Origin of the sequence: Baaleninema sp. (assembly GCF_049974805.1) — a bacterium.
Taxonomy (GTDB): domain Bacteria; phylum Cyanobacteriota; class Cyanobacteriia; order Cyanobacteriales; family Geitlerinemataceae; genus Baaleninema.
Window position 1 is genome coordinate 10140 of the sequence record NZ_JBNGCO010000076.1, and the last position, 15156, is coordinate 25295.

Below are 15156 nucleotides of genomic sequence, written 5' to 3' on the forward strand. Positions count from 1 at the left end.
CGGTTTAACTGATACTGGCGCAACCCGGCGCGAACTCGAGCTTTCAGTTCGTTGGGGTCGATGGGTTTAGAGAGAAACTCGTCGGCGCCGGCGTCGAGTCCTTGAACGCGATCGGCGACAGTTTCTCGAGAGGAGAGCAAAATCAAAAACGTCCCCGACAAATCGGCATTTGCCCGCAAGCGACGACAGACTTCGATGCCGTCGAGTCCCGGCATCACCCAATCGCTAATCACCACCGAGGGACTCAGTTCGATCGCCTTATCCAAGCCGTCGATACCGTCTTTCGCCAACGCCACCTCGTAGCCTTCTTTCTGCAAAATTCTCCGCAGCAACAAGCGTGTGGTGGCATCGTCTTCGATTACCAGCAATTTCGCTTCGGCTTTGAGGTGTTCGTCGTTCATCTCGTCTGGCTGGTAGGGGGCGCCCGAAATTTCAGGTTTTCCAGTCCTGTGAAAAGTCTCTCACGCGATCGACCAGCTTTTCGAGTTTTTCAATGGACTCTCGAACCTCGCCATCGTCGAGATCTCCCCCCCGATCTTCGAGTTGTTCGGCAATCTCAGGAATCAATTTCACGCAAGCGGTGCGACTGGCGCCTTTAATTTGGTGCGCGTGGGAGGCGAACTCCTCCCAGTCTCCACGATCGAACGCCTGGGTAAGTTTCGTCAAACAGGTGGGCATATCTTCAACGTAGGTTTGTAAGATTTCTTGTTGAAACTCGATATCGCCGAGCGTCAGTTCGTCTAACGCTGGGACATCGATGAGTGCTTCTGTTGTCAGTTGGGAGAAAGTTTGGGCGTCCTCGTTCGACATTTTTCGTTCTCTCAGAAATGAGTTAAATAAGGGTAGAACGGTCGATCGATACTAATTTAGCCTTGTGCGCCTAGATAGGATCTATTGTGCCAGGTTTTTGGGGGTCGATCGATCTCCCTGGCTAGTCCTTACACCGTCAATTTGGCGATCTCCTGAAATATCAGATCGACGTTATCCCCCGTTTTGGCCGAGGTTACGTAAATCGAAACCACGCGCTCGTACTGTTTGGATTCGACGGTTTGTCGTAAGTGAGCGAGTTTGTCCGCGTCGGCCAAATCCGACTTGTTGAGCGCCACGATCGTCCATCCTTGGGGATTGACCGACAAAAATAGATCGATATGATCCTGAATCCGCTCGATGGTTTCGCCGCGAGTCACGTCAGCGACGATGAGAGAGCCTTTCGCACCTTGCAAGTAACTGGGTGCGATCGACTTGAACTTGGTGTGGCCTTCCAAATCCCAAATCAACAACTGGATTTTCTTCGGCGTCGTTTCCCCTTCCGGCGCCACCTCGACAGCTTTACGGGAAATTTTGACGCCAACGGTCGAGAGATAGCGATCGCTAAACTTTTCTTCCACGAAGCGGCGAATCAGACTGGTTTTACCCACGCTGAAATCCCCGACCATACAAATTTTTCTAGATATCACTGCCATTGCTTCTCTCGCACGTTACCGATTTTCGGTCTCGGGTGTAGATACTTCAAACCGAACGCACCGACTCAGTTGAGGCGTTTGCCCCATATCTACGTCAGGCGGCGGTTCGGGCGATCCTCGAACCTCTATCCGCTCTGGCGAAACTCCCAACTCGACGAGGGCGGCTTTCACCGCTTCAGCTCGTTTGAGGGCGAGTTTCTGGTTCGCTTCTGGCGTTCCGGTGGTATCGGTATGCCCGACGGCCGTTAACTTGAGTTGAGAAAACTCTAACAAAAACTCCGCCAGGGGAACGAGTTTTGCTTGACGGGACTCTTCCGAGAGTACCGCCGAACCGAGGCCGAAATACAAGCGCCCTTGAGTGGGAGATTCCGAAATGCGGGCGGTGTTGACCACGTTAGCGACGCCGGGAATTTGCTCGAAGGCGCGGCTGACGCGGCGAGCGGTGGCCACGTCGGAAATTTCCCCAAATACGGACACGCGATCGTCTGTATAGTGGGCTCGAACGTTGATGTTGGGTAAGGAGTTGACGGTGGCGACAGTGCGATCGACTTCTGCTTCGATCGATTCGGTGTCCGGCGGTACGTTTACAGCTACGATGCGGTTGTCGATACCCCGTTCGGGGAGAACTTCGCTGACCACGGCTTCGGCTCGATCGCGCAAACTCGGCGTCGGCACTTCCCCGGACAAAATTAAAGTATTGTGTTTGACGCGAGGCTCGAGGCGGTATACCGCCAGTTCCGGGGTCGATTGCAGTGCGGTTTCGGCTTTGGCAATCCAGCGCCCCACCCACAGGGCCCGGATGCCCCAAGCGCCCAATCCCAGCAGTAGCAAGCCCAAAAAGATGAGTAAAAACGGTGGGTGACGGTTGGACTCTTCCGAACGGATGGCGTTTCCGGCTTCCACGAGCATTTGTACGCGGTTGCCCACGGCGGGGGGAACAGTATCGGGGTCGCCGTCGTACTGTTCGATGGGGTCGCCGTATTTTTGCACGATGTAGCCGAGGGTGTGGCGCAGTTGCTCGATAAAGGGTTTCGGCGGAACTCCTTCGCTGACGACGGCCAGGTAACAGTATCCCGCCACTTCCATCATGATGTCGAAGGTGTCGTATTCGATTTGCGAGAGTTCCGACACCTGGCCGGCGGGAACCATGCAGTCGGCGGCGAAACTGCGGATGGCGGTGAGCATTCCCGCGATGGTGTCGGCGTCGAGTTGTTCTTCGTCGAGGGAGATTTGGGCGCTACAGATGACCAAGCCGGAGCCTTTGTGGATGAGGAAGGCGGCTTTGACGCGGAAGGGGAGGGCTTCTTGTAAGATGAGTTCGGCTTCGGAAACCCCCTGAAGGCGGGCGCGAATTTTGCGGCGCACCCCTTCAAAGCTGAGGGCGTTTTCGACTTTGGAGTTGATTTCGCGGACGGCTTCGGCCATGTATTTGGCGATGGTGTTGCCGATGACGGGATAGAGGGCGTCTACCATCGCGTCGCGTTCGAGTTCGATTTGGGCTTTGATGAAGCGACCCATTTCCGAGGCTAGGGCGTCGCGGATGGCGTCTCGATCGAGTTCGATTTGGCGGCGAATGGCGGCGGCGATTTCCGGTCCGAGGGCGTTGGCGATGCTTTGGGGACGGTTGGCGATTTCTTCGGCGATCGCGCCGGGGATAATTTCCGAGATGGCTTTGTACATCGCGTGGGGATTTTGTTTGACCCGTTCGCGAATCACGCGATCGATGGCTGGTACCAGGGCGTTGATGACCTCGTTTCGCAGTTCCACCGGGGACAAACTCGCCAGAATTTCTTTGACGATGGGCATCAGCGGACCCATAGAACTGGTGGCTTCTTCGAGGCGGGTTTCAAGCTCTTGTACTTGTCGATCGATGCGATCGACTCGATCGCCATCGACGGCCGAGGCCAGAACCGGAAGGTTTCGTTCGGCTGGGGGGGTTGCCGATTTTTTCGGATGGGTTTTCCGGAGGGGCGAGACTTCCGACGGCGTACTTTTCTGATTTGGCGTTTCGGACGGACGCGGCGGGCGAGGGGCTTCGCCACCGGAGGCCTTCACGGGATAGCTGTCCGATTGCAGGGGTAAGTTCGACAGGGAAGAGCTGTCTCGCCGTCGCTTCCGGGGCGGGGGAGGGGGGTCGCTGTTGTCGCTTCCTGATGGCGTTGTCGCGTCGATTTCTAGCAACAACTGACGTAACGCTTCGAGGGGGTCGGAAGCGTTGGAGGCGTCAGGTTGGGGAGAGCGAGGCGTGGGAGGTTCGCGATCGGTCATCGAAAAAATTGGGTTTGAAACCCCGTCCTTCTAGGGCGGCTTTACAGTACAATGGACGTGAATGGTTAAACTGGCTAACGAAACCCAAGTTAGTAAGTTTGCCTAAAACTCCAATTGAATGGGAATTTTGGCGGTGGGACACACCGTTACAGCCTGTGGAGCGAGTGTAAGACGCAGTCTTCGCAGCTCTCGGAGCTTGCATCCGAGAGAACGAAGACTTGAAGGACATTGTTCTAGAGAGCAACTGCGAAAAACCCGTAAGGGGAAGAAACAGGAACCCAAATCGTGAGGTTTGGGAATCACCGTCCTTCCTTCGGCGGTGAGGATGTCAATCCGAAGGTTCGCTTTCGTATTCGTTCTGTCGTTCCGGGAGAAACAGCGTTGCGGTGCTGTCGTTGGATGAGTCCGAGGCCTCGTTGCTGCTCTCATTTCCTTTAATCCGCATACAGACGTCGAAGAGGAGTTCGGCGAGGTGCGCCCGTGACAGTTTGTCACCTTCAAGCTGTTGCGATCGCTTGTCCAGTTCGGCCAGAATTTGAACTTTGAGGGATCTTACGTCTTCGTCGAGTCGATCGCGAGTTTCGACGAGATCTTCTTGCAGGCCGTTGACTTGATTTTTTAAGGTTTTTTCCACCACCACCAAGTTACCTGAAAAACGGCTTTCAACCGAGTCGAGTTGATTTCTCAAGTCGTTAGTTTCTTCGTCGAGGGAGGTATTGACGTATTGGATTTTTTTCTCCAGGGCGTCGATGGTCGTCCGCAAGTCGTTGGTAAACGCCGCTCTCAATCGATCGATTTGCTGGGTCAAGTCTTGACGAAGTGCCGAAATTTCCGATTCGAGTTGATGGAATCTTCGATCGTATTGTCGGCTTTTATCGCCGAATAAAATATCGCGAATTTGGTCGATATTCCCGAGGCGTTCGCGCATTTCGCTGGGCGTAATTTCGTTCATGTTTAACTGTTTTGGACGCTCGACAGTTTAATAAATAAATGTTGTGCTTCGATTTTACCACGATCGCCGGATAAATCGCGATCGAATCAAGTCGATGGAGGGGTCGATCGAAGCGTATCCTTTTGTACAGGAGTCAAGGGGAGTTAAAGCCTTAAAATGCCTGGAGTTCGACTCGACTCGCCCCCTTCATCCACGACCGGCCCCAAAGGGTACAATAGAAATCAGACTCTCGTGCAGACGCAGTTGTATTTGAACCCTTAACACCCCTATGACCGTAGCCGCACCGACGAAAACCGAGTACGAAGCTATCATCGGACTGGAAACCCACTGTCAGCTCGGCACCGAAACCAAAATCTTCTCGGCCTCTTCAACCCAATTCGGTGCCGACCCCAACACCAACATCGACCCGATTTGTATGGGGTTGCCGGGGGTGTTGCCGGTTCTCAACGAGAAAGTTCTCGAATACGCCGTGAAAGCCGGCCTCGCCCTCAACTGTCAGATCGCGCCCTACAGTAAGTTCGATCGAAAACAGTACTTTTACCCTGACTTACCTAAAAATTATCAGATTTCCCAGTACGACCTGCCCATCGCCGAGCATGGCTGGCTGGAAATCGAACTCGTCGGCGACGACGGCGAACCCTACCGCAAGCGCATCGGTATCACGCGCCTGCACATGGAAGAAGACGCCGGAAAACTCGTCCACGCGGGGAGCGATCGCCTCTCGGGTTCGACCTACTCCCTCGTCGATTACAACCGCGCGGGAATCGCCCTCCTCGAAATTGTCTCGGAACCAGACATTCGCACCGGAAAAGAAGCCGCCGAATACGGCCAAGAACTGCGCCGCATCGTGCGCTATCTGGGCATCAGCGACGGCAATATGCAGGAAGGATCGCTGCGCTGCGACGTGAACATCTCCATCCGTCCGGTGGGTCAGAAGGAGTTCGGCACCAAAGTCGAAATCAAAAATATGAACTCCTTCAGCGCCATTCAAAAGGCGATCGATTACGAGATCGATCGTCAAATCGAGTGCATGGCCACGGGAGAACCCATCGTCCAAGAAACGCGGCTGTGGGAAGAAAACAGCCAGCAAACCATCAGTATGCGGAGTAAAGAAGGGTCGAGCGATTACCGCTACTTCCCCGAACCGGATTTATGTCCCATTGAAGTGAGCGTCGAACAGAAAGACGCCTGGAAAGGGGAACTTCCCGAACTTCCCGCCGAAAAACGCCACCGTTACGAAGAAGAGTGGGGTCTCTCTGCTTACGACGCGCGAGTTCTCACCGAAGAACGGGACGTGGCCGAATACTTCGAGGCGGTCGTCGCCGCCGGCGCCCCCGCCAAACAAGCGGCGAACTGGGTGATGGGAGATATCGCCGGGTACACCAACGAGACCAAACTCAGCATCACGGAAATCGCCCTCAAACCCGCAATTCTCGCCGAACTCATCGAACTCATCGAGAAAGGCACCATCAGCGGCAAGATTGCCAAAGAAATTCTGCCGGAACTCCTCGAAAAAGGCGGTTCTGCTAAAGAATTGGTGGAATCGAAGGGCATGACCCAAATTTCCGACACTGGAGAGCTGGAGAAGATTATCGACGAACTCTTAGCGGCCAACCCGGACAAAGTGGAACAGTACCGCAACGGAAAAACCAAAATCCAAGGCTTTTTCGTCGGTCAAGTCATGAAGCGCACCAGCGGCCGCGCCGACCCCAAACTCACCAACCAACTGCTGACGCCGAAGTTGAAAGGGTGATGAGGTGATGGTGCGATCGGGGTGATGGTGCGATCGGGGTCAGATCCCCGGCATCTTCGAGATGCCGGGGATCTAGAGAGTCTCACAATTTACACCCGAGTTTTCAAGTCACGCACCCTACCACAAGAAAAAGGGGCTTGACCCCTCACCCCGGATTGGTTAAAATATGGTATGTAGATGCACCCTGATGGCGGGGAGAGTTGCGGCTCTCCCTTTTTTTTGTGGTTTTTTTGTGGTTTTTTTGGGACATTGGTAGCGGTCGGCCAAAACGGCACTTCCGTAACTTTGATATAATCGCCACTCGATATCGACGTATCAGCGAGGAAGATCGATCGTGGTGGAGTGGCAAGAAATTTCCGGAGGCGTAACCGCCCCGAGAGGCTATCGCGCTGCGGGAATCGTGGCGGGACTCAAACCGTCGGGCGCGAAAGATTTAGCGTTAATCGTGTCGGATACCGAAGCGATCGCGGCTGGGGTGTTTACGAAAACTCAAGTTCGGGCGGCTTGCGTCGATTACTGTCGTCAGAAACTCCAGTCCAAAAGCAGCGCCCGCGCCATCCTCTGTAACGCCGGACAAGCCAACGCCGCCACGGGAGAAGCGGGCTGGGAAGACGTGCGAGAAAGCGCCCGCCTCGTCGCCCAAACCTTGAGTATTCCCCTCGATGAAGTCTTTCTCGCCTCAACGGGCGTTATCGGACAGCGCATCAAAATGGACGCCCTGCGGGATGGGGTTCCTAAAGTGGCCGCCGCCCTGTCGGAGACGGGGGGAGACAGCGCGGCTGAAGCTATTATCACGACGGATTTAGTGACGAAATCGATCGCCATCGAAGCGCAATTCGGCGATCGAACCGTGCGGATGGGGGGAATTTCCAAAGGTTCGGGAATGATTCACCCCAACATGGCTACGATGTTGGCGTTCGTCACCTGCGACGCTGTAGTATCGTCCCAACTGTGGCAACAGATGTTAAGTCGCGCCGTCGATAAAAGCTTCAACCAAATCACCGTAGACGGCGACACCAGTACCAACGATACCGTTATCGCCCTGGCGAACGGACAGTCTCGCACCCCGGCTATTGTCAAAGAAGGTCCCGAAGCCGAAAAACTCGAAGCCATGCTGACGCAGGTGTGTCAGCATCTCGCCAAAGCGATCGCCCGCGACGGAGAAGGGGCGACTTGTTTAATCGAAGTGCGAGTTTCCGGAACCGCCAGCGACGACGACGCCCGGAAAATCGCCCGAACCGTAGCGGGTTCGGCTTTGGTGAAATCGGCGATTTTCGGACGCGATCCCAACTGGGGGCGCATCGCCGCCGCAGCCGGACGCGCTGGGGTAAACTTCGAGCAAGAGAACTTACGGATTAAGCTGGGCGAATTCCATTTAATGGAAAACGGACAGCCCTTAGAATTCGATCGATCCGCCGCCAGCGAGTATTTGAAACAACGGGCGGCGGGAGAGTATCTCCAAGACGACACGGTGTTAATCTCGATTAACCTCGGTTACGGTTCCGGTGAAGGCGTCGCCTGGGGATGCGATCTCAGCTACGACTACGTTCGCATCAACGCCGAATATACGACTTGATGGGGTGAGGTGGTCGTTGGGGGCGGTGCGTGACGCGGTAATACCACATTGACCAGATTTTACCCCCATTTTCCGGCCGCGTCACAGCACCCTAGGACTCTGGCTTAAACAATGAGCGATTTCACTCTCATTCTCAGACGGGCGCGACGCTATCCCCAGGGGGATATTGTGGATATTGGGGTGGAGGGAACGCGAATCGGCGCGATCGCACCTCATCTTCCCACCTCCGCCCCGACGGAACTTGACGCCGCCGAAAATCTGGTTTCGCCGCCGTTTGTGGAATCTCACATCCATCTAGATTCGGCGTTGACGGCGGGAGAACCTCGTTGGAACGAAAGCGGAACGCTGTTTGAGGGGATTCAGATTTGGGGAGAACGGAAGAAATCTCTTTCAATTGAAGATGTCAAGCGTCGCGCGTTGGAAACGCTCCAACAACAAGCCGCCCAAGGGGTTCTCTGGGTACGAACTCACGCCGATGTCAGCGAACCGACGTTAACCGCCCTCAAAGCCTTGTTGGAGGTGCGCGACAGCGTGGCGGATTGGATGCGGGTGCAGGTGGTGGCGTTTCCTCAAGATGGGATTTACAGCCATCCGAAGAATCTCGAATTACTGCGAGAATCGATCGCCTTGGGCGCCGACGCCATCGGCGGAATTCCCCATTACGAACTGACGCGAGAAGATGGGGTAACGTCTGTTGAAACGGTATTTGAACTCGCCGAAACGTTCGATCGACTCGTAGATATTCACTGCGACGAAATCGACGACGAACAGTCGCGGTTTCTGGAAGTCATGGCGGCTTGTACGATTCGCCGCGATCTGGGTTCTCGCGTCACCGCCAGCCACACGACGGCGATGGGTTCGTATAATAACGCCTACGCTCAAAAACTCATGGGATTTCTGCAACGGGCGCGGTTGAATCTCATCGCCAATCCGTTGATTAATATTACCCTACAAGGGCGTACTGACAGCTATCCGAAACGGCGCGGAATTACCCGAGTTAAAGAGCTTTGGCAACAGGGACTTAACGTCAGTTTCGGACATGATTGTATTTGCGATCCTTGGTACAGTTTGGGTACGGGAAATATGCTTGATGTGGCGTGGATGGGGTTGCACGTCTGTCAGATGACGGGGCGTGCGGAAATTGACGCCTGTTATGAAATGGTGACGACGAACGGCGCGAAAACTTTAAATGTTGAAAACGAGTACGGTTTGGAAATCGGAAAACCGGCTTCTTTTGTGGTTTTGGAGGCGATCGATCCGTTTGACGCTTTGCGACGGCGGGCGAGGGCGAAATGGGTGGTATCTCAGGGGAAACAGTTAACCTTCGATTCGACGTAATTTCACCATGAAAAAGCCATCCATGTGGTGGCGGTGGGGAAAGACGCAAATCCAGCCTTCAGGAGAGGCGAAGGAAGCGACGGGAGACTCGGATGCTGGGGCTTCGATGCGCCAGTCGGGGTGACTGTCTAAAAACGGTTGTACGACGCTTTCGTTTTCGATGTCGTTGAGGGTACAGGTGGCGTAGACTAAGACGCCGCCGGGTTTTACCCAATTCGCACAGGCGTCTAAAAGTTGTCGTTGGAGTTGGGAGAGTTCGATGGCATTTTCGGGGGTTTGTCGCCAGCGCAAATCCGCCCGTCGGTGGAGGGTTCCCAAGCCAGAACAGGGGGCGTCGAGAAGGACGCGATCGACGGTTCCGTTAAACTTAGATTGAAACTGAGATTCTTGGCGGCTGTCGCCTTCTAAGATTTGGACGGATTTCAGTTGTAGTCGATCGCAATTTTGACGCACTTTTTTCAATCGCGACGGCGTCGGATCGATCGCCCAAATGGTTCCGGTATCCTGCATCAACTCGGCGATGTGGGTGGTTTTTCCGCCCGGTGCAGCACAAGCATCGACGATGACTTCTCCCGGTTGCGGTTCCAGGAGATGGGTGACTAACTGGGCGCTACTATCTTGTACGGTCCACCATCCTTCAGTATAACCGGGTAAGGCTTCGATTTTTCCGGCACTTTGTAATTTTAATGCTTGGGGAATAGAGGGAATGGGTTCGACGTTTGCTCCTGCGTCTTTTAAGGCAGCTTCGACGGTTTCGAGGCTGGTTTTTAAGGGATTAATTCGTAAGTGAACCCTGGGGGGCGGATTAAACCACTGACACAACTGTTCGGCTTCTTCCAAACCCAGGCGATCGCTCCAAATTTTGACAATCCAATCGGGATAACTGTAGCGAATTCCCAATCTCGAAATCGGTTCTTGGGGAAGAATTTCTTCTGGAAATGCTGTTCGATCGAGGTTTTTATCTCGATGTCGCAAATACTGACGTAAAACCCCGTTGACGACGCCAGATAGCCCCGCCATACGGTTGTTTTTCGCCAGATTCACGGTAGTATCGACAGCAGCGGCGTCAGAGATACGATCGAGAAACACGAGTTGATACAGCCCCAAATGCAGCAAAATCCGCAAATCGGGGGGTTGTTGGCGGGCGGGTTTCTTAGCGAATCGATCGAGAATCGCATCGAGCGATCGCGCCCCTCGAACGCAACCGTAGACTAATTCGGTGGCTAAGCCGCGATCGCGGGGTTTTAAGGTCGATTTTGCCAATTGTCGATCGAGTGCGACATCAGCATAAGCCCCTTTTCGATCGACATCTTTTAGGGCGAGAAATGCAACTTGACGGGGATTTGAAAGACTCAATTTTCTAATTTTCTTCAAAGAAACCTAAAATACGTTATCGATTTTTAATGATTACTTGTTAATTACAAAAGCCCGATTTCTTGCAACAGCCCTGACATTTTGTCCGGACTCACTAAGGTATTGGCACACATAATTCCCGAGGCGGCAACCGCAGGGACGCCGATGCCGGGGAGAGTGGTATCGCCGACGCGGTAAAGTCCTTTCACCGGGGTATGAATGCTCGGAAAAATACCTCGAATCGGTGGAATTGCGGGGCCATAAGTACCGTGATACCGCCGTAAAAATCTGGCGTGAGTCACGGGGGTTCCTATCATCTCGAATTCAATGCGATCGCGCAAATCGGGAATAATTTTTTCTAACGCCCGATACAAGGATTGCGATCGATCTTGTTTGCGCTGTTCGTAATCCGCATCGAGTTTCCAATCGCGATAGGGTTCGAGGGTGTAAGCGTGAATGGCGTGATAACCTTCCGGGGCGAGGTTTTTATCCCAAACCGTAGGAAGAGAAATCATGCAAGTATTCCCCGGAACAGTAATATCAGACAGTTCGTCTAATACCACCACGTGATGTCCCGTCAACCCCTCCAAACCGTCGCTGCGGATTCCCAAATTCAGGTGCATGAAACTATCGATAGTGGGAATCGAGAGGCTTTCTTGGCGGTAACTCGGCGGTAACTCGGCGGCGTCGAGAAGTTTGAGATAAGTATCCCAAACCGTGGCGTTAGAAATGACGATCGGGGCGGAAACCGTTTCGCCATTACGCAAGCGAACCCCGCGTACTTCTCCCCCTTCAACTAAAATCTTCTCGACGTGGGTTTTCAGACGTAACTCGCCGCCCCATTTTTTGAATCCCCTCACCAAAGCCTCTACGATCGCCGCACTTCCCCCGAGGGGATAGTCTACCGTCGATCGCGCCCGTTCTCCGAACATAAACGCCACTTCCGGGGCGATGGTACCGTAGGATTTCAACCCCGAGAGTAAAAAACATTCGAGGTCGATGGTGCGTCTGATCCAGGGATTCACCGCGCACTCGTCCATCAATTCCCCAACCGTTCGCTGCATCAAGCCCATCGCGGGGAGTAATTTAAACAGCCGAAACGGATAGTGTTGGACTAAAAAAGGAATGGCTTGCCAATCGAGACGCAACGCCAGGGGAGGAATTCCCCGCAGGGCGTCGTAAATCGTATTTAACCGCCGTTCGAGACGGCTGAATTCTCGGGCGCCGTCGGGGGTAATGTTGGCGATCGCCTGTCGGTAGCGATCGATATCGCTGCTAACTTCGAGGGTTCCGTCGGGAAAATGATAGTGACCGAGGGGATCGTAGGGAACCGTTTCGATCGCTTCGTCCAACGCCGACAGCACTTGACGCACGGGGTTGAGACTCTTGGGATCGGTCAACCCGCAGAAAAACGACGGCCCCGCATCAAAATGAAATCCCTGACGCGAAAAGCCGTGTGCCGAACCGCCGGGTATCGTGTGACTTTCGCACAGCAGCACAGAGAACCCGTATCGTGCCAACATCGAGGCGGAAACCAGGCCGCCAATGCCGCTACCGATAACAACGACTTCTACATCAGACATGGGTTAGGGAATTGATGGATCTCACTTTTCCATGTAAACCGAAAAGTGAGTGAAACTCAATGTAGGAATTCAATCGATTGCCTGTATGGGAACGAGCCTGACGCCCTCGGCGCCTCACGACCACAAATCCGTTGGTTCGTAGCCCAACTCAGCCAACATTCGCCGAAATAACGGCATACTCAAACCAATGACGTTGGTGTGACAACCTTCGAGTTTCTCCACGAACAAACTCCCCCGTCCGTCGATAGCAAAACATCCCGCACAGTTGAGGGGTTCTCCCGTGGCCACATAGGCTTCGATTTGGCGATCGCTCAAGTCCGCGAAGTAAACTTTTGTTGTTTCACAGTTGACAATTGTAATATTTTGTGCTAAGTCAACGATAGCATGTCCCGTATAGAGTTCGCCCACCTGTCCGCGCATGTCTTTCCAGCGTTCGATGGCGGCGTCAGGATTTTCCGGTTTTCCGTAGATGCGATCGCCGAGAAGCAACACCGAATCGCAAGCGAGAATCAACACCGACTCAGAATTACGTACCGTCGTCGTTCTCGGCGGAACGTCCCCTTGACGAACTTGAGCGGCGATACTTTCAGCCTTCAACTGTGCCAGCGTTTGCACCAACGCCACCGGAGACGTCAGTTGAACCTGAGATTCGTCGAGATCGCTGGGACAGACAATCGGTTCGATACCCGCATGACGTAGCAATTGGCGGCGGGCCGGAGAAGCAGAAGCCAGAATCAGAATCGGTTGACTCATGGTGCAGAGAGGGGGGAGAGGAGGAGATGAGGAGATGATGAGATGATGAGATGATGAGATTGAGAGGGGGGATCGTCTCATTATCCGGTCATCTCATCCTTCGGGGGGTGGGAGGTTTAGCGAGTTTTAGTAAACAAAGAAAGATTTCGCCACTAAGCGAAGTTTATCTTGGATTTCTTGCCAACGTTTTTCAGTGGTCGAAACGTTCAGGGTAAACAGTTTGTCTCGGGAAATCGAGATGCTGGCGATGTTGTGTCGCAGGCGATCGGGTAACTGAACGGCGTATTCAAAAATATAGTAAGTTTTACCGTCCTCATCTTGACGAGATTCGGCGTTGACGAGTTCGGCTACGCGGTCGGAACCTTCCGGAGCGATGGCCCGTTTCGAGAGTTCGTAACCCACTTCCGTCGGCGTTCCGAGATCGGTGAGGGTTTGACCTTCCGGAACTGGATTGATAATGACGCTAATGTTCTCGCTACGTTCGATGAGATCGTGGAAAATTACATCTGGCGTGAGGTTGGTCGCGTCCATTTCAATCCACTCGTTGGGATAGAGGAAGCGATATCCGTCGTAACTATCCACAAAAGAGGTTAAGCCGCTCGAGGGAGATGTCGAGCAACTCGTCAGGGAGACTGTCACTGCAACCAGCAAGATCGCCGCAATTCGTTTGAGCATAGCTGTTCGATGGTGAATGAGGTGCGGAATTCGGGGCGCACACCGCCCCATTCACCATCCGATGAATTTGCCATCCCGTCAAGTTGGAGAGGGAGATGAGGGGATGAAGTGAAACAGCTCACTGTTGACTGTTGACTGTTGGCTGTTTTCTGAGGGCGTAAACGATTACACTCAAAGGATAAGCTGTCGTACTGGACAGCGATACAGCCACCGGTTTAGGGACGATGAACGCAGCGAACCAACCTTCCGTCAGTGCTTTCGATCGAGCCATGATGCAGCGTTGTCTGACCCTGGCGCGTCAGGCGTTGGGGCGGACTGCGCCGAATCCGATGGTGGGTGCGGTTGTCGTCAGCAATGGCGAAATCGTCGGTGAAGGATTTCATCCGAAAGCGGGGGAACCTCATGCGGAAGTCTTTGCATTGCGGGAAGCTGGCGATCGGGCCAAGGGTGCGACGGTGTACGTGAGTTTGGAACCCTGTAACCACCAGGGACGGACGCCTCCCTGTTCCGAAGCCTTAGTCAAAGCAGGGGTGGCGAAAGTGGTGGTGGGAACGGTCGATCCCAATCCCAAAGTGGGCGGCGCTGGTGTCAAACGGCTGCGAGAGGCGGGAATTGAAGTGGTCGTGGGGGTGGAAGAAGAAGACTGTCGCCGCCTCAACGAAGCCTTTTTTCACCGCATTCTCCGCCATCGTCCCTTCGGGATTTTGAAATACGCCATGACCCTAGACGGGAAAATCGCCACGACGACGGGACATAGTGCGTGGGTGACGGGTACCGAAGCCAGGACGGAAGTGCATCACCTCCGCAGCGTTTGCGATGCGGTCATTGTGGGAGGAAATACCGTCCGCCGCGACAATCCCCAGTTGACGAGTCACGATAAGGAGTCGCGCAATCCCCTGCGGGTGGTGGTGACGAAAACGCTGGATTTACCGACTCAAGCGAGGTTGTGGGACGTATCGGAAGCGCCGACGCTGGTGGTGGCGGAGAAAGGGGTCAAACCGGAGTTTCAAAACCAATTGATCGATCGTGGCGTGGAAGTAATTGAAGCGATCGACGTGACGCCAGATAAGGTATTGCAACTGCTGTTCGATCGCGATGCGATGTCGGTGTTGTGGGAATGTGGCGGAACGCTGGCCGCACGGGCGATCGCAGAGGGTGCGGTTCAAAAGGTGATGGCGTTTGTGGCGCCCAAAATCGTCGGCGGAACGGACGCGCCGACGCCAGTGGGAAATTTAGGAATTGCTCAGATGAGCGATGCGTTAACGCTCGAACGGACGCGCTGGTATTCCGTCGGTCAGGATTTCGTGATGGAAGGCTATTTACCGAAACCGTTGGTGTCTCGGTGAGGTGGAGATAGGGAAAAGGCGGTTTCGGCTCAATCGGCGTTTTGACACTCCCCGGCCTAAAGGCGCGGGGATTCTCAGTTCGCTGGGTGCCCACTG

The 15156-nt window shown here is 54.1% G+C and carries 13 protein-coding genes; 4 read left to right on the forward strand and 9 right to left on the reverse strand.

Annotation, left to right across the window (positions count from 1 at the left end; genetic code table 11):
• From ACP5D4_RS14635 to ACP5D4_RS14655, 5 genes are all read right to left on the reverse strand, one after another.
• Window positions 1-401, reverse strand: a 401-nt coding sequence (locus ACP5D4_RS14635; protein ID WP_428012359.1) for a response regulator transcription factor, incomplete at its 3' end; no start/stop codon positions are given.
• A 31-nt stretch (window positions 402-432) separates the two neighbouring features.
• Window positions 433-810, reverse strand: coding sequence for an Hpt domain-containing protein (locus ACP5D4_RS14640; RefSeq protein WP_428012360.1), 378 nt, complete (start codon window positions 808-810; stop codon window positions 433-435).
• A gap of 128 nt (window positions 811-938) precedes the next feature.
• Window positions 939-1463 carry a Rab family GTPase gene (locus ACP5D4_RS14645; RefSeq protein WP_428012361.1) on the reverse strand — a complete coding sequence of 175 codons (525 nt, stop codon included), beginning with the start codon at window positions 1461-1463 and terminating at the stop codon, window positions 939-941.
• A gap of 15 nt (window positions 1464-1478) precedes the next feature.
• Entirely contained in the window at window positions 1479-3731 is a 2253-nt protein-coding gene (locus tag ACP5D4_RS14650; RefSeq protein WP_428012362.1) for an OmpA family protein, read from the reverse strand.
• Window positions 3732-4059: 328 nt separating this feature from the next.
• Window positions 4060-4683 (reverse strand): hypothetical protein, encoded by a 624-nt coding sequence (locus ACP5D4_RS14655; protein ID WP_428012363.1) that lies wholly within the window; start codon window positions 4681-4683, stop codon window positions 4060-4062.
• Between the two features lie 268 nt (window positions 4684-4951).
• Between ACP5D4_RS14655 and gatB the strand changes: the two genes are divergently transcribed.
• The 3 genes from gatB to codA all read left to right on the forward strand — a co-directional run bounded on the left by gatB (window position 4952) and on the right by codA (window position 9350).
• Entirely contained in the window at window positions 4952-6436 is a 1485-nt protein-coding gene (gatB, locus tag ACP5D4_RS14660) for an Asp-tRNA(Asn)/Glu-tRNA(Gln) amidotransferase subunit GatB (protein ID WP_428012364.1), read from the forward strand.
• 334 nt (window positions 6437-6770) lie between these two features.
• The gene (argJ, locus tag ACP5D4_RS14665) at window positions 6771-8012 is read left to right on the forward strand and encodes a bifunctional ornithine acetyltransferase/N-acetylglutamate synthase (protein WP_428012365.1); all 1242 of its coding nucleotides are present in this window, start codon (window positions 6771-6773) and stop codon (window positions 8010-8012) included.
• Between the two features lie 111 nt (window positions 8013-8123).
• Complete coding sequence (gene codA / locus ACP5D4_RS14670; RefSeq protein ID WP_428012366.1) at window positions 8124-9350, forward strand: cytosine deaminase; 1227 nt, start codon at window positions 8124-8126, stop codon at window positions 9348-9350.
• Here the strand turns inward: codA and ACP5D4_RS14675 are convergent.
• The 4 genes from ACP5D4_RS14675 to psbP form a co-directional block, all read right to left on the reverse strand.
• The gene (locus ACP5D4_RS14675) at window positions 9330-10706 is read right to left on the reverse strand and encodes a 16S rRNA (cytosine(967)-C(5))-methyltransferase (RefSeq protein ID WP_428012367.1); all 1377 of its coding nucleotides are present in this window, start codon (window positions 10704-10706) and stop codon (window positions 9330-9332) included. The two genes, codA and ACP5D4_RS14675, sit on opposite strands and share 21 nt — an antisense overlap.
• A gap of 62 nt (window positions 10707-10768) precedes the next feature.
• On the reverse strand, window positions 10769-12286 hold the full coding sequence (locus ACP5D4_RS14680; protein ID WP_428012368.1) for a phytoene desaturase family protein: 1518 nt from the start codon (window positions 12284-12286) through the stop codon (window positions 10769-10771).
• A 114-nt stretch (window positions 12287-12400) separates the two neighbouring features.
• Window positions 12401-13039, reverse strand: coding sequence for a Maf family protein (locus ACP5D4_RS14685; protein ID WP_428012369.1), 639 nt, complete (start codon window positions 13037-13039; stop codon window positions 12401-12403).
• A 126-nt stretch (window positions 13040-13165) separates the two neighbouring features.
• Window positions 13166-13714: a photosystem II reaction center PsbP gene (gene psbP / locus ACP5D4_RS14690; protein ID WP_428012370.1), complete on the reverse strand. Its 549-nt coding sequence runs from the start codon at window positions 13712-13714 to the stop codon at window positions 13166-13168.
• Window positions 13715-13938: 224 nt separating this feature from the next.
• Between psbP and ribD the strand changes: the two genes are divergently transcribed.
• Window positions 13939-15060, forward strand: a complete 1122-nt coding sequence (gene ribD, locus ACP5D4_RS14695) for a bifunctional diaminohydroxyphosphoribosylaminopyrimidine deaminase/5-amino-6-(5-phosphoribosylamino)uracil reductase RibD (protein ID WP_428012371.1) — start codon at window positions 13939-13941, stop codon at window positions 15058-15060.
• Window positions 15061-15156: the final 96 nt, after the last annotated feature.